General features: G+C 64.1%; 23 protein-coding genes and 1 tRNA gene. 6 read left to right on the forward strand and 18 right to left on the reverse strand.

From position 1 onward, the window contains the following. Positions 1–77, reverse strand: a tRNA-Arg gene (locus tag AC1RDJ_RS16715). Between the two features lie 507 nt (positions 78–584). Between AC1RDJ_RS16715 and AC1RDJ_RS16720 the strand changes: the two genes are divergently transcribed. Next, on the forward strand, positions 585–3,086 hold the full coding sequence (locus AC1RDJ_RS16720; protein ID WP_493028156.1) for a hybrid sensor histidine kinase/response regulator: 2,502 nt from the start codon (positions 585–587) through the stop codon (positions 3,084–3,086). Positions 3,087–3,417: 331 nt separating this feature from the next. Beyond that, positions 3,418–4,401, forward strand: a complete 984-nt coding sequence (locus tag AC1RDJ_RS16725; RefSeq protein ID WP_071323016.1) for a GGDEF domain-containing response regulator — start codon at positions 3,418–3,420, stop codon at positions 4,399–4,401. A 74-nt stretch (positions 4,402–4,475) separates the two neighbouring features. Here the strand turns inward: AC1RDJ_RS16725 and AC1RDJ_RS16730 are convergent, their stop codons facing one another. Then, positions 4,476–4,871, reverse strand: a complete 396-nt coding sequence (locus AC1RDJ_RS16730) for a hypothetical protein (protein WP_493028157.1) — start codon at positions 4,869–4,871, stop codon at positions 4,476–4,478. Positions 4,872–5,192: 321 nt separating this feature from the next. Between AC1RDJ_RS16730 and AC1RDJ_RS16735 the strand changes: the two genes are divergently transcribed. After that, positions 5,193–5,906, forward strand: coding sequence for a sensor histidine kinase (locus AC1RDJ_RS16735; RefSeq protein ID WP_493028158.1), 714 nt, complete (start codon positions 5,193–5,195; stop codon positions 5,904–5,906). A gap of 12 nt (positions 5,907–5,918) precedes the next feature. On the opposite strand, the gene AC1RDJ_RS16740 is transcribed toward AC1RDJ_RS16735, so the two are convergent. Continuing rightward, complete coding sequence (locus AC1RDJ_RS16740; RefSeq protein ID WP_493028159.1) at positions 5,919–6,515, reverse strand: hypothetical protein; 597 nt, start codon at positions 6,513–6,515, stop codon at positions 5,919–5,921. 146 nt (positions 6,516–6,661) lie between these two features. On the opposite strand from AC1RDJ_RS16740, the gene AC1RDJ_RS16745 reads away from it, so the two are divergent. Continuing rightward, a complete protein-coding gene (locus tag AC1RDJ_RS16745; protein ID WP_071323012.1) occupies positions 6,662–7,177 on the forward strand; it encodes a DUF6265 family protein in 516 nt (171 codons plus the stop codon). 58 nt (positions 7,178–7,235) lie between these two features. On the opposite strand, the gene AC1RDJ_RS16750 is transcribed toward AC1RDJ_RS16745, so the two are convergent. From AC1RDJ_RS16750 to AC1RDJ_RS16810, 13 genes are all read right to left on the reverse strand, one after another. Next, on the reverse strand, positions 7,236–8,534 hold the full coding sequence (locus AC1RDJ_RS16750; protein ID WP_493028161.1) for an NAD(P)/FAD-dependent oxidoreductase: 1,299 nt from the start codon (positions 8,532–8,534) through the stop codon (positions 7,236–7,238). Between the two features lie 20 nt (positions 8,535–8,554). Further along, the gene (locus AC1RDJ_RS16755; RefSeq protein WP_493028162.1) at positions 8,555–9,064 is read right to left on the reverse strand and encodes a hypothetical protein; all 510 of its coding nucleotides are present in this window, start codon (positions 9,062–9,064) and stop codon (positions 8,555–8,557) included. A 93-nt stretch (positions 9,065–9,157) separates the two neighbouring features. Beyond that, positions 9,158–9,895: a transporter gene (locus AC1RDJ_RS16760; RefSeq protein WP_493028163.1), complete on the reverse strand. Its 738-nt coding sequence runs from the start codon at positions 9,893–9,895 to the stop codon at positions 9,158–9,160. A gap of 117 nt (positions 9,896–10,012) precedes the next feature. Then, entirely contained in the window at positions 10,013–11,668 is a 1,656-nt protein-coding gene (locus AC1RDJ_RS16765; protein WP_289885981.1) for a methyl-accepting chemotaxis protein, read from the reverse strand. A gap of 202 nt (positions 11,669–11,870) precedes the next feature. Further along, on the reverse strand, positions 11,871–13,253 hold the full coding sequence (locus tag AC1RDJ_RS16770; protein WP_493028164.1) for a multicopper oxidase family protein: 1,383 nt from the start codon (positions 13,251–13,253) through the stop codon (positions 11,871–11,873). 2 nt (positions 13,254–13,255) lie between these two features. Continuing rightward, positions 13,256–14,614 carry a TolC family protein gene (locus tag AC1RDJ_RS16775; RefSeq protein WP_493028165.1) on the reverse strand — a complete coding sequence of 453 codons (1,359 nt, stop codon included), beginning with the start codon at positions 14,612–14,614 and terminating at the stop codon, positions 13,256–13,258. Position 14,615: 1 nt separating this feature from the next. After that, positions 14,616–15,008 carry a hypothetical protein gene (locus AC1RDJ_RS16780; protein WP_493028166.1) on the reverse strand — a complete coding sequence of 131 codons (393 nt, stop codon included), beginning with the start codon at positions 15,006–15,008 and terminating at the stop codon, positions 14,616–14,618. A gap of 113 nt (positions 15,009–15,121) precedes the next feature. After that, on the reverse strand, positions 15,122–15,559 hold the full coding sequence (locus AC1RDJ_RS16785) for a hypothetical protein (protein ID WP_071323005.1): 438 nt from the start codon (positions 15,557–15,559) through the stop codon (positions 15,122–15,124). A gap of 33 nt (positions 15,560–15,592) precedes the next feature. Next, positions 15,593–16,138, reverse strand: coding sequence for a hypothetical protein (locus tag AC1RDJ_RS16790; protein WP_493028167.1), 546 nt, complete (start codon positions 16,136–16,138; stop codon positions 15,593–15,595). Positions 16,139–16,272: 134 nt separating this feature from the next. Next, on the reverse strand, positions 16,273–17,847 hold the full coding sequence (locus tag AC1RDJ_RS16795) for a diguanylate cyclase (protein WP_493028168.1): 1,575 nt from the start codon (positions 17,845–17,847) through the stop codon (positions 16,273–16,275). Between the two features lie 195 nt (positions 17,848–18,042). Beyond that, positions 18,043–18,600 carry an NADPH-dependent FMN reductase gene (locus tag AC1RDJ_RS16800; protein ID WP_071323002.1) on the reverse strand — a complete coding sequence of 186 codons (558 nt, stop codon included), beginning with the start codon at positions 18,598–18,600 and terminating at the stop codon, positions 18,043–18,045. A gap of 88 nt (positions 18,601–18,688) precedes the next feature. After that, positions 18,689–19,807, reverse strand: a complete 1,119-nt coding sequence (gene alr / locus AC1RDJ_RS16805; RefSeq protein WP_232251193.1) for an alanine racemase — start codon at positions 19,805–19,807, stop codon at positions 18,689–18,691. 13 nt (positions 19,808–19,820) lie between these two features. Next, entirely contained in the window at positions 19,821–21,110 is a 1,290-nt protein-coding gene (locus tag AC1RDJ_RS16810; protein WP_071323000.1) for a D-amino acid dehydrogenase, read from the reverse strand. Between the two features lie 105 nt (positions 21,111–21,215). On the opposite strand from AC1RDJ_RS16810, the gene AC1RDJ_RS16815 reads away from it, so the two are divergent. Continuing rightward, positions 21,216–21,716: an Lrp/AsnC ligand binding domain-containing protein gene (locus tag AC1RDJ_RS16815; RefSeq protein ID WP_071322999.1), complete on the forward strand. Its 501-nt coding sequence runs from the start codon at positions 21,216–21,218 to the stop codon at positions 21,714–21,716. A 148-nt stretch (positions 21,717–21,864) separates the two neighbouring features. After that, positions 21,865–22,212, forward strand: coding sequence for a hypothetical protein (locus AC1RDJ_RS16820; RefSeq protein ID WP_156894739.1), 348 nt, complete (start codon positions 21,865–21,867; stop codon positions 22,210–22,212). Between the two features lie 26 nt (positions 22,213–22,238). On the opposite strand, the gene AC1RDJ_RS16825 is transcribed toward AC1RDJ_RS16820, so the two are convergent. Then, positions 22,239–23,891 (reverse strand): methyl-accepting chemotaxis protein, encoded by a 1,653-nt coding sequence (locus tag AC1RDJ_RS16825; RefSeq protein WP_493028170.1) that lies wholly within the window; start codon positions 23,889–23,891, stop codon positions 22,239–22,241. 74 nt (positions 23,892–23,965) lie between these two features. Continuing rightward, positions 23,966–25,066 (reverse strand): GGDEF domain-containing protein, encoded by a 1,101-nt coding sequence (locus AC1RDJ_RS16830; protein ID WP_493028171.1) that lies wholly within the window; start codon positions 25,064–25,066, stop codon positions 23,966–23,968. Positions 25,067–25,103 lie beyond the last annotated feature (37 nt).

Raw genomic sequence — 25,103 nt, forward strand, 5'->3', positions numbered from 1 at the left:
TGGTGCGGCTGGCAGGAATTGAACCCACGACCCCTTGGTTCGTAGCCAAGTACTCTATCCAGCTGAGCTACAGCCGCGCAGGCAAACATTATAGCGTATTCATTTCGCTTTGAAAAGTTCGATTTTTCAATCGCTTAGCTGATTTTGCAGAATACCGCCCCGCACGATCGACTACCTTTTCACCGCCAAAAAGCTTGCGCCTTTTTATCGCCGAACACTTCTGCTTTCACAGGGGGCATCCAGCGAATCGAGAAGTTGCTGTCTCGAAAGAAGCGGGATTATAGGGACTGCTTTCCAGCCTGTCCAGTGCTATCTGCACGCCGCCGCGATGTGGGCCCGGCATCGGTCGCCACGGGCCGGGCCCGGGGCGCGCAAGCGTGTGGTGGCGGCGCGCCGCTTGGGGCTACAATACCAGCCAGATAAGGGCGCTTGCACTTACACACTGACATGACGGCGGGCACTTCCCATCATGACCCATTTAACTGAGCTCAGCGACGGCAGCGCGGCGTGCCGGCCCGCCGGGAAACGGCGGCCCGGCAGGGCAAGGCAGCTTGTGCGGCAGACTAACTGTTGCAGGATTTCCGATGGCCAAGCATGAACGCAAGCAAGATCTGCTACCGCCATCGGCGCTGCCGAGCCTATCGGACGAGCACCTGAGCAACTTGCTTGAAGGCATCACCGACGGTTTTTGCCTGCTCGACCGCGACTGGACCATCCGCTATATCAACACGCGCGGCGCCGACATGCTGGCGCCACAGCGGCCGCTGGGCGCCAGCCTGGCCGGCAGCAGCCTGTGGCATGCCTGTCCCGGGCTGCCGGGCACGGAAGTGGAAACGCAGTACCGGCACGCCATGGCGCAGCAGCACGGCGGCAGCTTCGAACTGTTTTACCCGCCGCTGGGGCGCTGGCTGGAAATGCGCATCTTCCCCTCCAGCGAAGGACTGACGGCGTATATCCAGGATATCAGCCAGCGCAAGGCGGCCGAGGAAAGCCTGCGCCAGAGCGAGGAAAACTTGCGCGTGCTGGCCAACTCCATACCGCAGCTGGCATGGATCGCCAGCTTCGATGGCACGCTTTCCTGGTACAACCAGCGCTGGCACGACTATACGGGCACCAGCGCCGAACAGATGGCGGGCGACGGCTGGAGCATCGCCTACGACGCGCAGTACCTGCCGCAAATGCTGCTGGGCTGGAAGGCCGCCCTGCGCGACGGCACGCCGTTCGAGATGGAATTCCCCATCCGCGGCCGCGACGGTCAGTACCGCTGGTTCCTGACGCGCGCCAATCCCGTGCACGACCGCGGCGGCCAGCTGCTGCGCTGGTTTGGCACGAGTACCGACGTCGACCAGGTCAAGCGGGCGCAGGAAGCGTTGCGCGACGAGACGCGCGTGCTGGAATTGCTCAATAACACGGGCGCAGCGCTGGCCGGCACGCTCGACCTGCCCGCCCTGCTGCAGGAAACCGTCGATGCGGCCACGCACATCAGCGGCGCGCGCTTCGGCGCTTTTTATTACCATGGCGACGAGCACGCCGTACACCGCCACAACGCGGCGCGCGGCGCCCAGACGCCAGCCTTGCCGGCGGCGCGCGCCGTGAGCGGCATCAGCCTGGCCCAGGCCGACGCCATCGCCGCCGAACTGCGCCTGGGGCCGGCAACGCGCCAGAATGACTTGCAGACGGCGCCGGACGGCAACGGTGACGGCGCGCCACCGCTGCGCAGCTGCCTGAGCCTGCCCGTCAGCTCGCGCTCGGGCCAGCTGCTGGGGCGCTTGCTGCTGGGCCACCCGCAGCCGGGCATGTTCAGCGCCCGCAGCGAACGCATCGTCTCGGCCATCGCGGCCCAGGCCGCCGTCGCGCTCGACAACACGCGCCTGTATGCGGCCGCCACGCGCGCCGCCGAGGAACGCAAGGCACTGCTCGACAGCGAACGCGAGGCGCGCGCCGAGGCCGAGCGCACGAACCAGCTGAAAGACGATTTCCTGGCCACCCTGTCGCACGAACTGCGCACGCCCCTGTCGGCCATCCTCGGCTGGGCCCAGGTGCTGCGGCGCGGCACGCGCGACCAGGCCGACCTGCACCGCGGCTTGCAAAGCATCGAACGCAATGCGCGCGCGCAGGCGCAACTGATCGAAGACTTGCTCGACATGAGCCGCATCACTTCCGACAAGGTATTGCTCGACCTGCAAACCCTCGTGCCCGCCAACATCATCGCCTCGGCCGTCGAAACCCTGCGCCCGGCGGCGGACGCCAAGCACATCGCCATCCACAGCGACATCGCCAGCGATGCCGGCACCATCCCGGCCGACCCCAGCCGCATGCAGCAGGTGATCTGGAACCTGCTGTCGAATGCCCTGAAATTCACGCCGCAAGGGGGACAGGTCGACATCAGCGTGCGCCGCGATGGCGCGCGCCTGGCCATCACGGTGGCCGACAACGGCATCGGCATCAAGAAAGAGTTCCTGCCCCATGTGTTCGACCGCTTCCGCCAGGCCGACGCCTCGACCACGCGCAAGCATGGCGGGCTGGGGCTGGGACTGGCCATCGTCAAGCATCTGGTGGAGCTGCACGGCGGCACGGCCACGGCCAGCAGCGCCGGCGACATGCAGGGCGCCAGTTTCACCGTGCGCCTGCCCGTGAATCCGCCAGCCGCGGCGGTACGCAGGCCCGACGGCGGCGCGCCCGCCCTGCGCGATTTGCGCGGCGTCACGGTGCTGCTGGTCGATGACGAGGCCGATGCGCGCGAGCTGACGGAGCGCATCTTGCGCGACAGCCATGCTGACGTACACAGCGCCGACAGCGCCGCACAAGCGCTGCAACTGCTGGCCAGCGTGCAGCCGCATGTGCTGGTCAGCGACATCGGCATGCCAGGCGTGGACGGCTTCGACTTGCTGGCGCAGCTACGCGCCTGCGCGCCCGCGGACACCCTGCCCGCGCTGGCGCTGACGGCATTTGCGCGGCCGCAAGACCGCCAGCAGGCGCTCGACAGCGGCTTCCAGGCCTACATTTCCAAACCGCTGGACCCGCTCGAGCTGCTGGCGGCCGTGGCGCAGCTGGCGGCATCCCGCCTGGCCGACGCCCAGTCCTGAAACCGCCCACAAAGATGATATAAAGAAATAAATTACCCAGAACAAAATGATCATTGCTATGGGTTAGCCTTCCTACTTGCACACGCGGCACTGTCCTACAAGCAACTTACGTCAACTTTGCTACACTGAAACGTAGAAGTACACCTGTACGGCAGGCTGGAGACAGGCGACCTTGGCTGCCAAGAGCGGCGACGGCGAGTTCATGCGCTGTTGTGCGCCCTATCTTGTTGCAAGGCGCTACTATCTTTCCGACCCGCCGTCAGCCGCGCCGCCAGCCCATACGCTGCGGTGAAAGCCAGCGTTGCATTGACCGTATTAACCGAGACCACACATGCCCAGCCAAGATGAGATTTTGAAAGCCAAAATTTTGGTCGTCGACGATTCACCCGACAATGTCGACCTGATGCTGGAAATCCTGCGCGATGCCGGTTATACCAACGTCACGGCCACCATGCGGCCAGCCCAGGTCTGCCCGCTGCACCTGGAGCATTGCTACGACCTGATCCTGCTGGACTTGCAAATGCCTGAACTGAACGGTTTCCAGGTCATGAAAGGCTTGAAAGAAATCGAGCATGGCGGCTACCTGCCCGTGCTGGCGCTGACGGCACAGCCAAGCTTCAAGATCGCCGCCCTGGAAGCGGGCGCGCGCGACTTCATCAGCAAGCCCTTCGACCTGATGGAAGTGCACAAGCGCATCCACAACATGCTGGAAGTGCGCCTGCTGTACAAGGAACTGGCGCAATACAGCAAGCAGCAGCAGGAACTGGCGCTGCATGACCCGCTGACGGGCCTGCCCAACCGGCGCCTGCTGGAAGACCGCATCGAGCACACCTTGCAGCATTCGGCCCGCAACCGCGGCAAGTCGGCCATCCTGTACCTGGACCTGGACGGCTTCAAGGCCATCAACGACAGCTACGGCCACGGCTATGGCGACGAAATCCTGAAAATGGTGGCAACGCGCCTGGTCGGCGCCTCGCGCAAGGAAGACACGGTGGCGCGCATCGGCGGCGACGAATTCGTCATCGTGCTGGGCAACCTGGCCGGCAAGGGCGACGCGCGCGAACCGGCCGCCAAGCTGATCGAAGTCATTTCCGAGCCGTATTTCATCAACGACCTGACCTTGCGCCTGTCGACCAGCATCGGCATCGCCATCTATCCGGACGACGCCAGCTCCGTCGAATCGCTGCTGGGCGCGGCCGACACGGCCCTGTATGAAGCCAAGCGCGCTGGCAAGAACCGCTTTTGCTGCTCGCCGCACGAAGTGATCGTACCGCAAGTCAACATGCAGAAAAGCAGTATTCCCTCGATCGCCTGACCCGCGTTGCCATGACGCACGCAAAAAAAACCGGGCGGCCATGCGGCGACCCGGTTTTTGCCTGTTACACCACGTTATTTCTTACCGGCCGTCACTTCATGCTTGCCCGCATGCTGGTGGTCCGTCTGCGCGTTCACGGTGTCCGGCGATACTTCGATGCGCGTGATGCCGGCATCGACGGAAATCGGGTCGCTGGCGGGAAACGTCATTTCCACGGCATCGTCGAGCAATTCCTCCTTGGCCCGCTCCTCGCCGCTCATGCCTTCCTCATCGGCGAGGATGGCCAGCGCGCTGGCCCACTTGACGAAATTGAGGTTGGACAATTCGCGCACGGTGGTCACGCCGAACGCCTGCTGCAAGGCCTTGGCGTCCTTCGCGCTGACGCCGCGCAAGGCGCTGATGGGGGCATTGACGATGTCGCGGAAGCTTTTGCCGGCATAGTCCTGGTCTACGATGGTATCGATATTCATGGCATATCCTTTCATTACGGTAAAAGGGCCGGTACCGCGCCCTGCGCCACGATGGCGGCGATGCTGCACTGAGATGAATGACGCACAGCCACACTATGGCAGCAGCGTGCGGGCCGGTATGTGCGCAGCCGTACGCAAGGGATGGAAGAATATTTGCCGCCGTGCATGTAACATAATGTTGTGCTTAGCATAAAAATGATGGATAGAGATTAAAATTGCCGAAAAGACAGAAATTTTCCATCCATGCGCCCTGCGATGAAATCCTCATGTATGATCCACAACTTGAATTTGGTCCTCTCCTCTCACCATTCACGGGGCGCTATGTCCGCACAAACAGATCCGAACAAGGAAGCGGCCCAGGCCGATGCGGAACGCGCCGCCGATCTCAGCGAGTTGCTGGGACATGTCAACACCAGCTGGGACAATGAACGGCGCGCCCTGTCGCGCCAGCTGCACGACAGCCTCGGCTCCTCGCTGACGGCGCTGACCATGCACTTGTCGCTGCTGACGCAAAAGATGCCGCAGGAAGCGGCCCTGCTCGACCGCGCGGCGACCATGAAGCAATTGCTGCTGAATGTGATCGAGACCAACCGCCAGATGCAGATGAAGCTGTGGAACGACAAGCTGGAATTCCTGGGCGTGAATGTGGCGCTGGGCGAACTGGCCGCGCAATTTGCCGAACAGCACAAGATCACCGTGCGCTGCAGCTTGCCCGAAGATGAACTGATTTGTCCGCGCAACGTGGGCGTGGCCCTGCTGCGCACCCTGGAAGAGGCGCTCAGCAACATCGCCACCCATTCCCAGGCAACGGAAGTGGACATCATCATCGACGACAACGAGGAAGCGCTGATGATGACCATCAAGGATAACGGCGTGGGCTTGCCGGCCAGCGAAGCGGTCGAAATGAGCAAGCACGGCCTGCGTTCCGTGCGCGAGCGCGTGCATTACCTGGGCGGCAGCCTCAGCCTGGCGGCCAACCCGCAAGGCGGCACGGCCCTGACCGTGGTCTTGCCGCGCATCACGCCAAAAGCATAATCCCCCGCCGCCTCAGCGCGGCGGCGTCACCATGTCCGGCAGCACCAGCTGCGCGGCGAGCGCGGCGCGGCGTTGGCCCTGACTTGCCAGGCTGGCCCGGTCGCCCGCCAGCACGTGCAAAAAATGTCCAACACGTAGCACCTCCGTCAATGGCGCCGCCAGGGCGGCATCGGCAGGATTGCCCGCCTGCGTCCAGGCCAGCGCCAGCAAGCTTTGCCAGACATCAGGCAGCGCCTGCCGCCAGCCGGCCGAGGCGAGGAAGGCGCCGGCAGGCTGACCCAGCAGCACACCCGCGCGTGCCAGCAAGTCTTCGCGCGCCAGTTCGCCAAGCCAGCCTTCGAGCTCGGGACGCCACTGGGGGAAGCTCGCCAGCGGCGCCGGCAGCGCATCCAGGCGCCCTATGAAGCTGGCCCTGCCATAGCCATCCATGCGGAAACGCAATACCTGCCGCATTTTCTCTTCCGCATGATCCTCGCCCGCGCAGGACAGCAGCAACTGGTAAAAGTCGAGCTGCGCCGGCTCCAGGCCCAGGCTGGCCAGGCTGATGAAGCGGTAATCGAACGGGGCCGGCATGGCGGCGCCGGACGGCTGCGTGGAAGTGTCTTGCATGGTTGTCCTCTGCATGGTGGTGGGGAAGGCTGGCATCTTGCCTGAGTATAAAGTGTTTGCAGTGTGCAACCCAGCATCGGCTACACTGGGCAGGTGCGCCCCCGGCGCGCCCTTGGGACATCAAGCAATCAACGACAGGAGATGACATGCAACGACTCATCACAACCTTGCTGGCAGCCCTGATGGGCATGGGCGCCGCCCAGGCCGCCGAAAAGGCCGCGCCGCCGCCGGACACGGTCGACAAGCTGGCGTGGCTGGCCGGCTGCTGGCTGGTCGACGGCGCCGAACCCGGTTCCGGCGAACAATGGAGCACGGCCGCCGGCGGCACCATCCTCGGCACCAGCCGCACCGTCAAGGGCGGCAAGACGACGGCCTTTGAATTCGTGCAGATCCGCCTCACCGAGCCGGGCCAGCTGGCCTACATCGTGCAACCGTCGGGCCAGCCGCCCGTCGTCTTCAATCTGTTGCGCCAGGACAAACCGAATGAATTCATCTTCGCCAACCTGGACAACGACTTCCCCAGCCGCATCATCTACCGCCGCGACAGCGAGCGCATCTTGCACGCCAGCATCACCGGCAGCTTGAAGGGCAAGCCCGCCACCATCGACTTCCCCATGACGCGGGGCCGCTGCGAGGCGGCGCCAGTCGCGCGCGGCAAATAAAAAAAGGGGCCGCAAGGCCCCTCTTCTGATCCAGAACAAGCCGCTTAGTGCAGCTTGATTAATGCAGCTTGACCTGCGGCGTGCTGCGCTTGATCAGGAAGCGTCCCATGGCCATGACGGCCGTGCGCACGCTGCCCAGCACGGCATTGTGGTGCATCAGGTGCAGGCTGACATACATCATGCGCGCGACAAAGCCTTCGACGAACCAGCTCAAGCCCTTGAGCGACCCCATCAGGGTACCGACCGAGGTGGTGCGGCCGAACGACACGAGCGAACCGTAGTCCAGGTATTCATATGGCTTGGTTTGCGGCGGCTTGCCCTTCGCCTGCAACACGAAAGTCTTCAGCAGGTAATCGGCCTGCTGGTGGGCGGCCTGGGCGCGCGGCGGCACCAGCTTGCCATCGGCGCCGGCACAGGCGGCGCAATCGCCGAGCGCGTAGATATTCGCATGGCCCTGCACATTGAGCATGCCCGTCACTTCCAGCTGGCCGGCGCGGTTCGTCGGCAAGCCCAGAGTCGAGAGAAATTCGGGCGCGCGGATGCCGGCGGCCCACACGCAGATATCGGCCGCATAGCTGGTGCCGCTGGCCACCGTCACCTGGTCGGATTCGATCGCCGTCACGCGCGTGTCCGTCACCACCGTGATGCCATGCTTGTGCAGCAGCTTCGAGGCGGCGATGGAGACGCGCTCGGGTAGCGGCGCCAGGATGCGCGGCGCCCCTTCGAGCAGGGTGATGCGCACATCCTTGATGGCGTTCAGATTCTGGAAACCGTAGGCCGCGTACACGCCGCTCGCTTCGCGCAGCTCGGCGGCCAGCTCCACGCCCGTGGCGCCGCCGCCGATGATGACGATGTCGACACCGGGATGGCCGGCGTCGCCCTGGCGCTGCTCGGCCATGGCCAGCAGCTTGAGCAGGGTCAGACGGAAACGCTCGGCATCTTCCGTCGCATTCAGGGAAATCGTGTTTTCCTGGGCGCCGGGAACGCCAAAATAATTCGACGTGCTGCCCACGGCCAGCACCAGCTGGTCGTAGCTGACCTGGCGCTGCGGCAACAATTGTTCATCCTTGTCGGTGGCGATGGCGCCCACGGTGAGGCTGTTCGATGCCGCGTCGAGCGCGATCAGGGGACCATACACATAGGTAAAGCCATTGTCGTGCGCCAGCATCTGGTACGACAGGCCTTCCTGGTGGATGTCCAGCGTACCCGCCGCCACTTCATGCAGCGACGGTTTCCAGATATGGTACAGGCGGCTGTCGACCAGGGTTACCTGACCGGCGCCGAGCTTGCGGCTGAGTTTGCAGGCCAGCTCCAGGCCGCCTGCTCCGCCACCTACGATTACGATTTTACTATGCAAAGATCCTCCTGCTTGCTTGTTTAGTCCCTGCGCCCGTTACCGTTGCCATGGCCTCTGCCCGGATTGTCATCATGCTTGTCGCGCTTGCCTTCATGTTTATCGCGCTTGTCATCATGCTTGTCAAAGTGCTTGTCATGCTTGTCGCGCCTGTCGTCATGACGGCCGCGGTCGCCGTAATCGGGACGGCCATGGTCGCCATGCTGCTGGCGGTAACGGGGCACATACTGGTTGTTATACCAACTATCCTGGACGAAATATACTTCTTGGTTACAGGCATTATACTTGCGGCAGTGCTTGGACCAGTTTTTCGCATGGCCGGGCGGCACGCGCAAATAGATGGGGCGGGCCGAATAGTATTGGGGGCGCTGCACGATGACAGGCTGGGCATAGATCAATTGCGGCGCGGGATAGTCGCCTATGTCGAGGCGTCCGTAAAAGCCGGGCTGGCCCACGGTGACGGAGACGCCGACCTGGGCAACGGCTGCGGTGGCTGCCGACAGCAGGACGGCAGCGAGAATGAGGGTTTTCATGGAGACACTCCTTTTATCAGTTATGTCTCAATTGTAGACCTTGTGCAGCAAGCCGTTTGTTCGCAAGGACACATAGGGATAGCCGTTTCCATTTCACCACAACTTGCCCAAGGGTACGACCAAGCCACTGAACAGCGACCAGTCCGGCGACGCCCCCGTCAGGCCGCGCGCCACGCCGAGATCGATGGCCAGCCGCGGCGTGGGACTGTAGGTGGCGGCCAGCAAGAGCTGTGCCGTGGCTGGCGCGCCGCGCAGGCGCGTGCCCGACACTTCCGCCGTGGCGCCCCAGCGCGTACTGACGGGCGTGGAAAACGACGCCGCCCAGCCCGTTTGCACGGTGCCCGTGCCGGGGTCCGATGCGCCCAGGCGCGTGGCGTTCAGATTCATATCCATGTGCACGGCGCCCAGGTCGCGGCTGAAAATGCCATTGAGCGACACGTCGCTCTTGCCGCTGCCGATGGCGTCCTTGGCCGTCGGCGCCTTCCAGCCCAGTTCCAGGCCCAGCGCCGTGGCGCTGTCGAGCACGAATGCCCGCTTGAGCACGACGGTCGTGTCGCCCACGCCCGTTTCACGCCGCCCCGTTTCATCGCGCGCGCGGACGAAAGCCTCGCCTTCGAACAAGATGCCCCACTCGGGGCTGAACGCCAGTTTGAAGGTGTACGGCAGGCTGGCGCGGCGCGCGCCGTCCGTTTTCGACAGCAGGCCGCCGGCCTCGAATTCCAGCTGGCCCGGCGCGGGCAGCTGGGCGGGACTGGCGACGGAAGGACGGTAAGGCAGGACGGGATCGCCGTCCTGCGCCTGCGCCGGCGGCGCCAGCAGCAGGGAAAGCATGAATAGCGGGCTCAAGAGCGGCAAGAGGCGTGACAGCGGCGGCATACGAGTCCCGGCAAAAGTAGGCGATGGCGACAGCCTACCACCGCTGCGCCACTTATGCCTGGCCAACGGCCGTCAGGCCAGCCGGCGCACGCCGTGCCTGAACGCTGGCGCCGGCCGGCGCAGCGGCGTCACATTGCTGGCCGGCGGCACGGCGATGCGTTCGGCCTGGGCATGCAGGCGGAACACGCCCACCAGCTCCGTCAAGGTTTGCGCCTGATCCTGCAGCGATTCGGCGGCGGCCGCCGCCTCTTCCACGAGGGCCGCGTTTTGCTGCGTCACCTGGTCCATTTGCAGCACGGCCTGGTTGACTTGCTCGATGCCGGCGCTCTGCTCGGCGCTGGCGGCCGTGATTTCCTGCATGATGTCGGCCACCTGGCGCACGCTGGTGACGACCTCATCCATCGTCCTGCCCGCGTCATGCACGAGCCTGGAGCCGATTTCCACCTGTTCGACGGAGTCGCCGATCAGGATCTTGATTTCCTTGGCGGCACTGGCCGAGCGCTGCGCCAGGTTGCGCACTTCGGCCGCCACGACGGCGAAGCCGCGCCCTTCCTCGCCCGCCCTGGCCGCTTCCACCGCCGCGTTCAAGGCGAGGATATTCGTCTGGAAGGCGATGCCGTCGATGACGCTGATGATGTCGACGATCTTGCGCGAAGAGGCGTTGATCGATTCCATCGTCTGCACCACCTGCCCCACCACGGCGCCGCCCTTGCCGGCCACGTCCGAGGCGGCGCCGGCCAGCACATTGGCCTGGCGCGCATTGTCCGCGTTCTGGCGCACGGCCGACGTCAGTTCCTCCATCGACGAAGCCGTTTCTTCCAGCGAACTGGCCTGCTCTTCCGTGCGCGACGACAGGTCGAGGTTGCCCTGGGCGATTTCGCCGGACGCCGTATTGATGGTATCCGTGCCCGAGCGCACCTGGCTGACGATGCCCACCAGCTTGTCGCGCATGGTTTTCATGGCGTACAGCAGGCTGGCGCTGTCGTGGCTTGCCGTGCGGATATCCACGGTGAGGTCGCCCTCGGCGATGGCGCCCGCGATCCGGACGGCATACGCGGGTTCGCCGCCCAGCTGGCGCGTCAGGGCGCGCGTGATCAGCGCGCCCAGGGCCAGCCCGGCGGCCATGCTGCCCAGCACCAGCGCGATCATGAAAGTACGGCTGGCCTGGTACACGCTGGACGCCTGGTCGGCCGCCGCCTTGGCCCGCTCCTCTTTCTGCAAGGACAGTTTTTCCAGCACGCCATCGAGTTCGTCGGCATGCTGGCGCGTCTTGTTCAGCAGCTCCGTCAATGCGGTGCTGCGCTGGGCCAGCGGCTCGGCTGCCGCCAGGGTCAGCGCCTGCTGCATGGTCGCCGTGTATTCGGCTTCGACGGTGGCAAAGCGGGCAAACAGCTCCTTGGCGGCCGCCGTGACGAACAGGGGCTGGGCCTTGGCCAGGTTGCTTTTATTGGTTTCGAGAAATTTGGCGATATCGGCCTGGCGCCGGCTGCGCTCCTCGGCCGTGGTAGCCAGCAGGAAATTGCTGCGCGCCCGGCCCACCTTGATCAAGGCGATATTGGCTTCCTTGATATACGACAAACCCAGCAATTCATTGTTGTACATCTGGCCAGCCATGGTGTCGATCTTGCCCATGTTGAAGATACCGATGCCGGCCACGATGGCCCCCATCAGGGCGACACAGAAAAATGCCGCCAGCAAGCGCGTTCCCACCTTCATCTGATTCAGCATGATTTCCCCTTTTCACCTTGCCCGGCGCCACCGCCTGGTACGGCGGCACAACGGGGACGATCAGCGTTTACAAGAAACGTAATAGCTTGAATATAAAGAAAAAAGGGCAGAAAAAATGCTCGGATTGTCACCAAACGACAATTCCTTGATTTAGGGCAACATGCAAAACGGCTTGCCATGCTAGGCAAGCCGTTCCTGCGGATTAATGTCCCGCGTGCCCGCCCGGCTTGCGTACCGTCATCTCGACGCCACGCCTGGCCGCCGGCTTGCCCGTCCCCTGGGCGCGCACCGGTTCCGGCAAGGCGCCCGTCCATTCATGGGCCACGCTGCCGGCCGGATGCTTGTACCAGCCAGGGTCGCGGTAATCGCCGGGCTTCTGGTCCTTGCGCACCTTTACCGTGGTAAACATGCCGCCCATGCCGATGGCGCCGAACGGGCCGTCGCCGGCCATCATCGGCAAGGTGTTGTCGGGAATCGGCATCTGCATCTCGCCCATGTCGGCCATGCCGCGCTCGCCCATTACCATGTAACCGGGCACCAGCTGGTTGATCTTTGCCGCCACGCCCTGGTGGTCGACGCCGATCATGGTCGGCACGTCATGCCCCATGGCATTCATCGTGTGGTGCGACTTATGGCAGTGGAAAGCCCAGTCGCCCAGGTCCGTGGCCATGAATTCCACGGCGCGCATCTGACCCACGGCAATATCCGTCGTCACTTCGGGCCAGCGCGATTCGGGGCGCGTCCAGCCCCCATCCGTGCCCGTCACCTCGAATTCATGGCCATGCATGTGGATCGGGTGGTTCGTCATGGTGAGGTTGCCCACGCGCACGCGCACCTTGTCGCCCTGGCGCACCACCATCGGGTCGATGCCGGGGAAGACGCGGCTGTTGAAGGTGAACAGGTTGAAATCCGTCATAGTCATGATCTTCGGCGTGTAGCTGCCGGGGTCGATGTCGTAGTTGCTGAGCAAGAAGACGAAATCGCGGTCCACCTTCATGAAATTCGGGTCTTTCGGGTGCGTCACCCAGAAGCCCATCATGCCCATCGCCATCTGCGTCATTTCATCGGCATGCGGGTGGTACATGAAGGTGCCGGGCCGCTTGGCAACGAATTCATAGACGAAGGTCTTGCCAGGCGGAATACCTGGCTGCGTCAGCCCCGTGACGCCATCCATGCCGTTCGGCAAGCGCTGTCCATGCCAGTGCACGCTCGTGTGCTCCGGCAATTTGTTGGTGACGAAAATGCGCACACGGTCGCCCTCCACCACTTCGATGGTGGGCCCCGGCGACTGGCCGTTGTAGCCCCACAGGTTGGCCTGCATGCCGGGCGCCAGTTCGCGCACGACGGGCTCGGCCACGAGGTGGAATTCCTTGACGTTGTTGTTCATGCGCCAGGGCAAGGACCAGCCATTCAGGGTGACGACGGGATGGAAGGGGCGGCCGTTCGGCGGCGGTGGCGGCGCTGTCGTTGCCGCACCGGCCATGCTGACGGCTTCCGGCAGCGACGCCGCGCCGACGCGGCTGACGGCAGCCGCACTCAGGGCGACGGCGCCCGCATTCATGAAAAAGTTTCTACGTGTAATCATCATTAGTCCTTGTCGGCAGGGCCGCTGCCATTGATGGCCGATTGCAATGCCGTTTGGGCGATCCAGAAATCGCGCTGGGTCTCGATGGCGCCATTCACGCTGCTCACCTGCTCGCGGGCGTCCGCCAGCAGCTCGAACACGCTGGCCAGCATGCCGTTGTAGCGCAGCAATACTTCGTGCGAGATCGTCTTGCGCAGCGGCACGACTTCATCGCGGTAGTGGCGCGCCAGGTCGTAAGCCGTGCGGTAACTGGAGTAGGCCTCGCGCACTTCCGAGCGGGCCCGCACGGCCGTGCCCGCCGTGCGCTGCAGCGACTGCTCGTACAAGGCTTGCGCCCTGGCGTTGCGCGCCGTGCCCCAGTCGAACAGGGGCAGTTCCAGCGAGACCTCGTAGCCATTCTCGCGCGGCGCTTCGCTGCTGCTCTTGTTGGTATAACCCACGTCGAGCACGTTGATGAAGCCCGTCACCTTCGACAGGCCCAGCGCGTCGGCCGTCGCGTGCGCGTCGAGTTTGCTCATCTGCACGTCGAGGCGCTGCTCCATGGCCTGCGCTTCGATATTGCGAGCGTCGGCCGGGGTGGCCGGCAAGTCGGGCAGGCGCGACGGCAAGGTGAAGCTGGTCTGCTTGCCCCACAGGCCCAGCAAACGCGTCAGGTGCTCGCGCGTCGCCGTCGCCTGGTGGCGCGCGCGCGCCAGGTCGCCGACGGCGTCCGCGTAAAACACTTGCTGGCGCGCCTGGTCGAGGCGGCTCCAGTTGCCCGCCTGCTGCAGGCGCGTGGCCAGCTGCGCGCCCGCCTCGGCCGACACCAGCGCCCGCTGCATGAACGCTTCCGTCTGCACGGCCGCGACGGCGGTGAAGTAGGCGCGGCGCGTGTCCGCCGCCAGTTGCACGGCAGACGATGCCGCCTGCAGCTTGGCTTGCTCGAAGCGGCCCCGCTCGATGTTCACGCGCAGGGGCATGGTCAGCAAGCCGGCCAGGTCGAAACTGACGCCGCGGTCGATTTCATTGCCGTGGCTGCCGTGCGAGCGGCCGAACGACAGGCCCGGGTTGCGCAAGCGCCCCGCCTGCACGAGGTCGGCCTCGGACGCGCCCAGCTGGGCCAGCGCCGCTTTCATGCCATGGTTGTTCATCAGGGCGATGCGCACGGCGCTGTCGGCATCCAGCGGCTGGGCCAGCAGCTGCGCCAGCTTGTCCTCGCCGCCCTTGTCCGCCAGCGCGGCGGGAGCGCCCGTGCGGGCATCGGCCAGCGCGGCGACTTCCTGCATGCCGCCATCCTGGCTGAAACTGGCGCAGCCGCCGAGCAGCAGGGCGGCGGCCAGGGCCAGCGGCGTCAGGCAATACGATGTCTTGAAACGGCTCATCTCAATGCCCCTCATGGTGGTGTTGCGGGGCCGGCTGGTCGGCCGGCTTGGCATCGGGCTTGGGCATGGCGTGCCCCATCGGCATCGTGTGACCCGGCATGGCATGGCCGTCCATCTTGTGGCCGTCCATCTTCATCATGCCCATGTGGCCGCCGGCGTCGCCAACCTTCCGGTTCAGGGCGCGCCAGGACTGGTCCGGCGTGGCGTCGTCTTCGACGGCGGGACGGTAGCCGGCGAAGGCGGAGCGGTAAGTGGTGGCCGGCACGGCTGCTTGCGCCGCTTGCGGCGCGGCGGGGCCGGGCGTTGCGGCGGCAGGGCTGGCGGCACTGGCGGCCAGCGGTAGCGCCGCAAGCGCAACGCCGGTGGCCAGCGCAAGGCTGAACAGGTGTTTCATGATATTCCTAGAATGACAGGGTATGGCGCGGCAAGCGCGCCGGAGGAACGCCGGGGCGGCCGCCGCGACGTGCAGGGACGTGCGACGGCGGCGCCGCCAGGTTCAACGGGCGGTCAGGCGGAGTGCGTGCTTCTCGGGGGACGTTCGGGACCGGACGGTATGTGCCCGGCGAACAGGGAATCGGGCGCCAGCGCCGGAGGCGGCGCGCGCAGGGTCAAGGCTTGCAGCGGCGGCATGCCGGGCGGGGCCGTGGCACCCGCCGTGCAGGCGCCATGGTTGCTGCAATCGTGGCCATGGTGCGTGGCGCCGCCATCGTCCATGGCCATTTTCATCGGCTGGTCCTGCATGTGCATGCCGGCCATATCGCCCATGTCGTGGCACTCGGGGGCCTGCGCCTGCGCCGGCGCCTGCATGGCGGCGACGCTGACGGCCACCGCAAGCTCGTCCACGCAGCAGCTGCGCATGGCCGACGCAAAGCCCTGCAGGGGCAGCGTGACGGCCAGCAGCCAGAGCAGCGAGCGGGCGAGAAAGCGGAAAAAGGCACGGTTCATGGCATGACTATAAACCTTCCCACACGAGGAAGGTCAAGTCCCTATTTCAGTTCGTTTGCCATGCGTCAGCCAGATCAGGTACACGCCGTAGTAGCCCTGCCCTTCGAATAGGACCTGGCCATCGGCAAAATGGATTTTCTCCACTTGATTGACGGTGAAATACGCGCGGCCATCGGCCGCCTCGACGTCGCCCCAGTAGCGGGCGCGGGGCCGGCAGTAGCCGCTGGCGCGCCCGATGGCCCACATCAGGTCGCCGATCATGAAGTCGTCCAGCATCTCGGCCAGCAGTGGCCGGTGGCCCGCCAGCATGGCCGTGATGTCGGGATAGCCGGCCTGCATCAGCTGGGGCAAGTCGCTTTCCTCGTACCGCAGGTCATCTTCGCGGCAAGTCTGGATGAAGCTGTTGAACGGCCCGTCGAGCAGGCCCGCCAGCGCCGTTTCCGGCACGCTCAGGCGAAACGGGTGCAGCGGCAGCACGCTGTGCTGGCCATAGTTGAGTTCGCGGCAGTCGAGGAAGGCCAGCGGATGTGGCCGCCCATTGACATCGCAGCGGATGCCAAATTTTTGCTTAAACGTCATCGATATCCAACCCTGCCATGCCCGTCATCCTCATTGTGCGTCTCAGGGCCACATGGTAAGTGCTGGCGGACAAACCGGACAGGCTCAGATGCAGCGAAAAACAGCGGATCAGTTTATGCCGCACGGCACGCCTGTCAGGCTGGTTCCGTGATGCCCACGCAATTGCGCCCATTTTCCTTGGCGACATACAGGGCCGCATCGGCGGCGCGCAGCACGGCATCCGCATCGCCGGCCGCCTGCTCGGACGAGACGACGCCCAGCGATACCGTCACGGCTCCCGCGCCGGGAATGACGGCGTCGGCCACCCTGGCGCGCAGGCGCTCGGCCACCTGCATGGCCACGTCGAGGTCGGCGTCGGGCAAAAGCATGATGAATTCGTCGCCGCCGTTGCGGCACAGCACGTCGGCATCGCGCGAACAGGCGCGCATCAGCTGCGCCAGGCGCAGGATGACGTCGTCGCCCACGCCATGGCCCCAGCGGTCGTTGACTTGCTTGAAATGGTCGATATCGATGGCGATCACGGAAAACGGCCGCGCCTGCGTCTGCCAGGCGTCCAGCGCTGCCGCCATGCCGCGCCGGTTGGACAAGCCCGTCAGCGGGTCCGTCTGCACGTCGGACTTCAGCTTGCCGATCTTGTTCTGCAACAAGGCCAAGCCCTTCAGCAAGGCTTTCTTGATCTGCGCCGCCTCCACATACCAGGAGCGGATGGCCGCGATGTGCTCGGCCGTACCCGCTGCATCCATGCGTCGCGCGCCGTCGGCCAGCTGTACCAGCGGCCGCGAAATCAGGCTGGCCAGCCACCAGATGAATGGCAGGCTCAGCAAGGCGATCGGCAGCGAATGCCACAGCGTGTTGAGCATCAGCTGGTTCAGCGGCGCCAGGGTCATGGCCGTCGGGCGCTGCGCGACGATGCCCCAGCCCGTCGACGGCATGACGGCGTAGCCGGCCAGCATGTCCACGCCCAGGCTGTTGTCCATGCGCCGGTTGCCGCCGCCCTGCTGCGCGATGATGGCGTCGATCACCTCATTGCGGCCCGCCAGGTCGCCCAGGCGTTCGGGATCCGGGTGGTACAGCAGGCGCCGCTTCTGGTCCACCACGTACAGGTAGGAGCCGTCGCGGTAGTAGTGCTGGCCCAGCATGGTGTACAGGATGTTTTTCTGTTTCAGGTAGATGCTGCCGCCCACATAGCCGAGGTAGCGCCCGTCCTTGCCGACGATGGGATGCGAGACGAACACGACCAGGTTGCCTGCCGAGGACACGTACGGCTGCGTGACGAGGGGCCGGCGTTCGCGCAGCGCCTGCACGGCGCCCGCCGAATCGAGCTGGCGGTGCTTGAGGGCCAGCGTTTCCGGCGACACGCCCAGCACCTTGCCATGGGCGTCGACGATGAGCACGGAATTGAAGCTGTTCGTTTGCAGGCGCAGCCGCTGCGCCTCGGCCGTCAGCCAGGCGTCGTCGCCCATGCGCGACGGCAGGCCCCCGGCGCTGTAGGCCAGCTGCTGGCGCGCCGACTGCAGGAAATCCTCGGCCGTGCTGGCCAGCTTGCTCGCATACGCATGGTTCGCTTCCAGCGTGGTGTCGATCAGCAACTGGCGCTGCACGCGGTAGCTGGCGTAAAACGTATTGGCCAGCGCAACCAGGGCGCTGGCAAAGGCCACGAGCACGATCAGGCGGCGCAAGTTCATGCGCAGAACAGGTTTAGTCCACATGGCGTCAGCGGGAAGTAGGTAGTGTACGGGTGGTGTTGCGCTAAAGAAAGGGCGCATTATACCGAGACAGCCGTGCCAACATTGAAATCTTGGCATCAATCAGCGGGGAATGTGTACAGGCGGCAACGACATGCGCTGCCGCCTTGATCTGCGTCAAAGGCCAGGCATCGAGCCCGCACCTTCCAGCACGCCGCCTCAGGCGTGGATCGCGTGCTTGCGGACCCAGTCCACATAGCGCTGCATCCAGCCCTGGAAGAAGCCCAGGCTGGCGGGGCCGATGCCGCCATGCTCGTCGAACAGGCCGTCCTTGGCCTGGATAAACATCTCGGGCTGGCCCAGCAGCGGCACATCGAGGTAGGCCAGCACATTGCGCAAATGCTGCTGCGCCAGCGCCGTGCCCGTGGCGCCCACGGAGACGCCGAGCACGGCGCCCGGCTTGCCGCCCCACACGCTCTGGCCATACGGCCGCGAGCCATGGTCGAGGGCGTTTTTCAGCACGCCGGGAATCGAACGGTTGTATTCGGGAGTAAGGAAGAGCAAGGCTTGCGCGTCGGAAATTTCCGTTTTCAGGCGCAGCACCTGCTCGGCCTGCGCGCCGTCATCGTCCTGGTCATACAGCGGCAAGTCGCCAATCTCGATATGCTTGAAAGAAAACTCGGGCGGCGCCAGCTTGATGATGGCGTCGGCCAGCTTGCGGTTGAAGGAATCCTTGCGCAGGCTGCCGACGATGATCGCAACGTTATATTGACTCATAGAAATCCCCGCTGATGGTTAAAGAAAAGCCCCGGAGTGAAGCTCACACCGGGGCTATCTTGCCACACAATCATCGGTTTCGCGCTGCCTAGCGTGCGCTCTGGGCCAGGCCCCTGTATTCGCGGTAATAACGCCCGCCCAGGTTGGTCAGCACTTCATAGCCGATGGTATTGGCCATGGCCGCCACGGCGTCGACCGGGTGTTCGGCGCAGATCAGGTCGACCAGGCTGCCCGGCGCGACGCGCTCCCGGGCGATGGCGCTGACGTCCAGGGTGATGGAATCCATCGAGATGGCGCCGATCTGCGGCACTTTCACGCCGTCGACGATGGCCAGGCCCTGGTTGCTCATGCTGCGCAGCCAGCCATCGGCGTAGCCGACGGACACGGTGGCCACCTGGCGCGGCTCGCTGGCCGTGTAGCGGCGGCTGTAGCCCACGTGGTCGCCGGCGGCGATCGTGCGCGTCTGCATGACCTTGCCTTGCAGGCGCACCACGGGCCGCAGCGGGTTCGGCGCGTCCGGGTGCGGGGCGATGCCGTACAGCGCGGCACCGGGCCGCACGAGGTCAAAATGAAAATCGGGCGACAAAAAGATGCCCGAGGAATTGGCCAGGCTGGCGCGGTATTGCGGCAAACGGGCGCGGATGGCGATGAAGCGCGCCAGCTGCTCGCCATTCATCGGGTTACTGCGCTCGTCGGCGCAAGCGAGGTGGCTCATGATGTAGCGCACCTTGATGCCGTCAAGAAAGTGTTCATCGGCCAGCCAGCCGTCGATTTCCTGCGGGGACAGGCCCATGCGCGACATGCCGCTGTCGACCTGCACGATGGCGTTCAGGGTGGTGCCCAGCGCTTTTGCGTGGGCACGCCAGCCGGCCACCTGCGGTTCGCTGTTGAGTACGGGCGTCAAGCCATGGGCCGTGAACTCGCCTTCCGTGCCGACGGGCGGGCCGTGCAGCACGAAGATGTCGGCGTCGGGCGCCACGTGCGGACGCAGGCTGATGCCCTCTTCCAGGTGGGCCACGAAAAAGTGGCGGCAACCCTCTTCATACAGGGCCGCGCCCACTTGCGCGGCACCCAGGCCGTACGCGTCGGACTTCACGACGGCCGAGCAGGCTGCCGGATGGGCCTTGTCGCGCAGCAAGCGGTAGTTGGCGCGCACGGCGTCGAGGTCTACCGTCAAAATAGCGCCGCTACGCTCCTTCGGGGGCATGCTGGCCGCCATCTCAGGCCACCGCGTGTTGCAGTTTGCCATTGCCCTGCGCGCCGCTGTAGCGGCTGACGGACAGGTCGTCGGCCAGAATGGCCGGCTTTTTCGACGACATCAGGTCGGCCAGCAATTGTGCCGAACCGCAGGACATGGTCCAGCCCAGGGTGCCGTGGCCCGTGTTCAGGAACAGGTTGCGCAGCGGCGTGCGGCCGACGATGGGCGTGCCATCCGGCGTCATCGGGCGCAAGCCCGTCCAGAACGTGGCCTCGGCCGTGTTGCCGCCGCCGGGGAACAGGTCGTTGACGACCATTTCCAGCGTTTCGCGGCGGCGCGGGTTCAAGCCCAGGTTGTAGCCGGCGATTTCCGCCATGCCGCCGACGCGGATGCGGTCGTCGAAACGGGTCACGGCGATCTTGTAGGTTTCATCGAGGATGGTCGACACGGGCGCCTTGGCCGCGTTGACGATAGGCACGGTGATCGAATAGCCCTTCAGCGGATACACGGGGATGTCCAGCAGCGGCTTCATGAAGCCCGTCGAGTAGGAACCGAGCGCCACCACGTAGGAATCGGCCTTGACGATTTCCGCGCCACATTGCACGCCGACAATTTCATCGCCCTGCGTCAGCAGCGCGTCGATCGCCACGCCATAGCGGAACTTCACGCCCAGCGCCACGGCCATCTCGGACAGGCGCGTGGTAAACAGCTGGCAATCGCCCGTTTCATCGTTGGGCAGGCGCAGGCCGCCGAACAGCTTGCCTTTCACGGCTTCCAGGGCCGGCTCGGCGCGCGACAGTTCATCGCGCTGCAGCACTTCATACGGCACGCCCGCATCCTTGAGCACTTCGATATCCTTGGCAGCGTCGTTGTATTGCTTTTCAGTACGGAACAATTGCATCGTGCCTTGCTGGCGGCCTTCATACGTGATGCCGGCTTCGGCGCGCAACACCTTGAAGCAATCGCGGCTGTATTCGGCCAGGCGCACCATGCGTTCCTTGTTGACGGCATACGCTTCCGGTGTGCAATTACGCAACATCTGCCACATCCATTTCAGCTGGGCAGCGCTGCCGTCGAGCGAGATGGCCAGCGGCGCGTGGCGCTGCATCATCCACTTCACGGCCTTCAGCGGAATGCCGGGCGCGGCCCAGGGCGACGCGTAGCCGGGCGAGATTTGCCCCGCGTTGGCGAAGCTGGTTTCCAGTGCCGGGCCCGGCTGGCGGTCGATGACGGTGACCTCATGTCCTGCCTTGGCCAGATAGTAAGCACTGGTGACGCCGATGACGCCGCTACCCAGAATCACGATACGCATAGTTTCCTCATTATATTTTTTAGGCTAGTGCCAGATTTACCGCTATCATATTGGGAATGACCCAGTATTTGTTCACGTATAAATCGAGAATTTCAGCAATAAATCATGAGAATACTTAAAGAATCGGCACGCGGACTGGATAAGCTGGACCGCCACATCCTGCGCATCCTGCAGCAGGATGGCCGTATCTCGATGAAAGACCTCGGCGAACAGGTGGGCCTGTCCATCACGCCCTGCATCGAGCGGGTCAAGCGCATGGAGCGCGACGGCGTCATCACCGGCTATCACGCCAAGGTGAACCCGGCCGCGCTGGGCGCCAAGCTGCTCGTCTTTGTGGAGATTACGCTGAATCAGAAATCGGCGTCCGCCTTCGAGCAATTTCGCCGCGAAGTGTTGCAAATTCCCGAAGTGCAGGAATGCCACCTGGTGTCGGGCGACTTCGATTACCTGATCAAGGCGCGCATCCATGAAATGGCCGAGTACCGCAAATTGCTCGGCGACATGCTGCTGCAGCTGCCCGGCGCCGCCCAGTCGAAAAGCTACGTGGTGATGGAAGAAATCAAGGAAACCCTGGCCCTCTCGACCGAGGTGCTGCAGAACCGGTAAAGGTACCGGTTACCGGTACCGACAGCATCGAATTTTGCGACTTTGTATAATCTGGTAGCACATTAGCCGCTTCGCAAGCACACTCCTGTCATGACATCACGCCCGTCCCCTCTGAGATTGGAAGCAGTGATGCACACCGGGAGTCCTTATGAACACATTGATGAAACTGGCATTTTCCTGCCTCGCGGGCCTGGCCGTGGCCATGTGCACCGCCAGTGAATACAAAGTCAACCGCGCGCCAGCCAACGGCGCCATCTATCAAAGCATTACCGTCGGCAAGACCACCCGCCTCGACCTCGACGCGGCCCTGGGCAACGCCACCGTCGTCAGCTTCGATCCCGGCTATGAAGTGTGGGTCTACAAGAACCAGCTGCAGACACCGAGCGTGGCGCGCCTGCTGCCCCTGCTGGGCCAGAAAGGCACGCGCGAAGTAGCCGTCGTGTTCGACCAGGCGGGCGTGGTCAGCAAGTACCGCATCCACGAGCCGCGCAAGTAAGCGGTTCGGCGAGCGGCTCAGCCCGCCTATGACGCGCCCACTGCGCCCAGGGCAACCCTGCGCGCGCCAGGATTCCTGGCCAGCGCCGGGCCCGCACTGCCCGCCCCATCGCGCTCGTCCCCGAGCCTGAACGTGCCGACCAGCGCCGCCATCTGGGTGGCCTGCTCCTTCAGCTGCTCGGCCGCGGCCGCCGTTTGCTCCACCATCGCCGCGTTTTCCTGCGTCATGCGGTCGAGCTGGCTCACCACCACGTTGACCTGCCCGATCCCTTCACTCTGCTCCCGGGCCGCAGTACTGATTTCGCCTATCATGGCCACCACATGGCCGACGCTGTCGACGATTTCCCCCATGGTCACGCCCGCATCCTGCACCAGGCGGCTGCCCGAGGCCACGCTGGCCACGGAGGCGTCGATCAGCACCTTGATTTCCTTGGCGGCCACCGCGCTGCGCTGCGCCAGGTTGCGCACTTCACTGGCCACCACGGCAAAGCCCCGTCCTTCTTCCCCCGCGCGCGCCGCCTCGACCGCCGCATTCAAGGCCAGGATATTGGTCTGGAAGGCAATGCCATCGATGGTGCCGAGAATATCGGCAATTCGTTGAGAGCCGGCATTAATTGCCGTCATGGTCTCGACGACGCGGGAGACGACGTCGGCGCCCCGGCAGGCGACCTGCGAGGCGGACGTGGCCAGCTCGCTGGCCTTCCTGGCCACGCTGGCTGTATTGCTGACCGCGCCAGTCAATTCCTCCATCGAGGCCGCCGTCTGCTCCAGGCTGGATGCCTGCTCTTCGGTACGCAGGCTCAGGCTGGTATTTGCCGTGGCGATTTCCGCCGATCCCGTGGAAATCGCCTGCGACGCCTCGCGCACCTGTCCCACCATCTGCGCCAGTGCCCCCTGCATTGCCAGCAAGGAATCCATGACACTGTCCGGCGGCGGCGATGCCAGGCCGCGCACCCGGCTCAAGTCGCCGCTGGCGACTTTTGTCGCGGCTGCACCGAGCAACGCAAGCTCACTGCCCAGCGCACGAAACAGCGTACGCGCAATCCAGATCCCTGCGGCGGCGGCGGCGCAAAAGGCGGCCATGCAAACGCCCACGAGCAGCGCGCGCTGCGCGAGAAAGGCGGCCGTGCCGGCCGCCACCTGCTCGCCGGCCCGCGCCTGGGCATATTGAGAATAGGCATTTGTCGCCTTGCCCAGCCCCAGCAGTAAAGGCTGGCATTCATCATTGAGCTTTTGAATGGCGGCCGCATTCTGGCCGACGGATGCCATGGCAACGATATCGAGCGCAACAGGGCCGTAAATGGCCTCGATGCGCTCCATTTCCTTGAACAGCGCCAGGCCGGCATCGCCGCGGCCACCCGACTGTGCAAAGCTGCGCTGTAACTGGCGCAGATACGAGCCTACGTCAGCATGCGCCTGCTTTGCCCGTTCGGCTTCCAATGCAAGCGCGTCCGCCTTTGTAAACAACAGCAAATTGCGCGCTGCAATGGCCCGGTTATTCACGGCGTCGATGAATTTATTCACCAGTACCAGGCGGGTATTCGTTTCGGACAGATAGGTATCGAAACGCGCATTCGCATCGTGCAGCGATTTGATGGAAATGCCGGAAACGACTAATACCATCAGCGCCAGTGCGGCGAACGCCATGGCCAATTTACCCTTGATCGTCTTGATATTCATCTCATTCTCCCCGTAATGAAGCTAAGCAAGCTGGCTGCGGCGACCCGCGCACCTGCCTGCACATTCTTTTGCGTTCATGTATCCAGGCTGGCGTCCATCCTGCCCGGCGCATTGGAAAAAAAGACCACGCAATCCTTGCCGGACAGTTTCGCGCCATAGAGCGCCTCATCGGCCTGGCGCAAGCTCTCCGCCACCGCCTTTCCCTGCACGCGCGCAATGCCGACGCTGATCGTCGCGCCCCGCCTGACCACCGTTGAGCGCCGTACCGCGTCCAGTAACTGATCCGCCATGAACGCCACGCAAGCCAGGTCGGCATCGATCAGCATGGCAAATTCCTCGCCGCCGATGCGCCCGTGCGGACAGCCGGCCGCCGACGCGGCAATAATCCGCCCCAGTTCGCGCAGGACGATATCGCCGGCATCGTGTCCCAATTCATCATTGATTTTTTTAAAATCATCGACATCGGCCATCAGCAGATAACCAGGCGATGGCTTGCCGTCGTTGGCCGCCGCATGCAGCGCGTCGAGAAAACAGCGGCGGTTGGGTATGCCGGTCAGATAATCGCGGTAAGCCATGTCTTCCAGGCGCGCCGTGGCGACATGATTCGAATAGCGCAGGCGGAAAAAATAACCGCTGAAGAACAGGCCGATCAGCACGGCCGCCACCACATACATCGCCGACCAGTCACCACTGGCCAGCAGCGCCTGCTCGAAACCGCCCAGCCCCAATAACAGCCACACCACCAGTATCAGGACCAGGTAGGTCAACGGATCGCTGGCGATGGCCGAAATGGAAACCGTCATCAGGACTCCCAGCGGAAACAGCCAGTATTCGCCTATGCCGCTCGCCGACAGCAGCAGGCGAAAGCCGACACATGAAAAAATCGTGGTCACCAGGCCGCCAATATTCAAATAGCGTAAATTGCATGCCTTGTAGCTGATGATAATTCCAAGAAAGACACCGGCAATACAGATTAAATACTCGCGCCCAACCACATAAAACAATTTCCTTGCCAGAAAATATGACGCCAGCACGCCCACAAAGGCCATGCCCTGCAACGCCAGGCTCGGCGCCTTTAATTCCCGATGAAAATATCGCTGCTGCGAGATCTCATGTACCCCGGCATGGACCACCACCCTGCATATCTCCGCCATTTTCCTGTGTAATGCATGCATCGCTGCTCCCCCACCTGGCCGTTATCGGCAAAAATCC

The organism is Janthinobacterium sp. GW822-FHT07H10 (assembly GCF_058798675.1).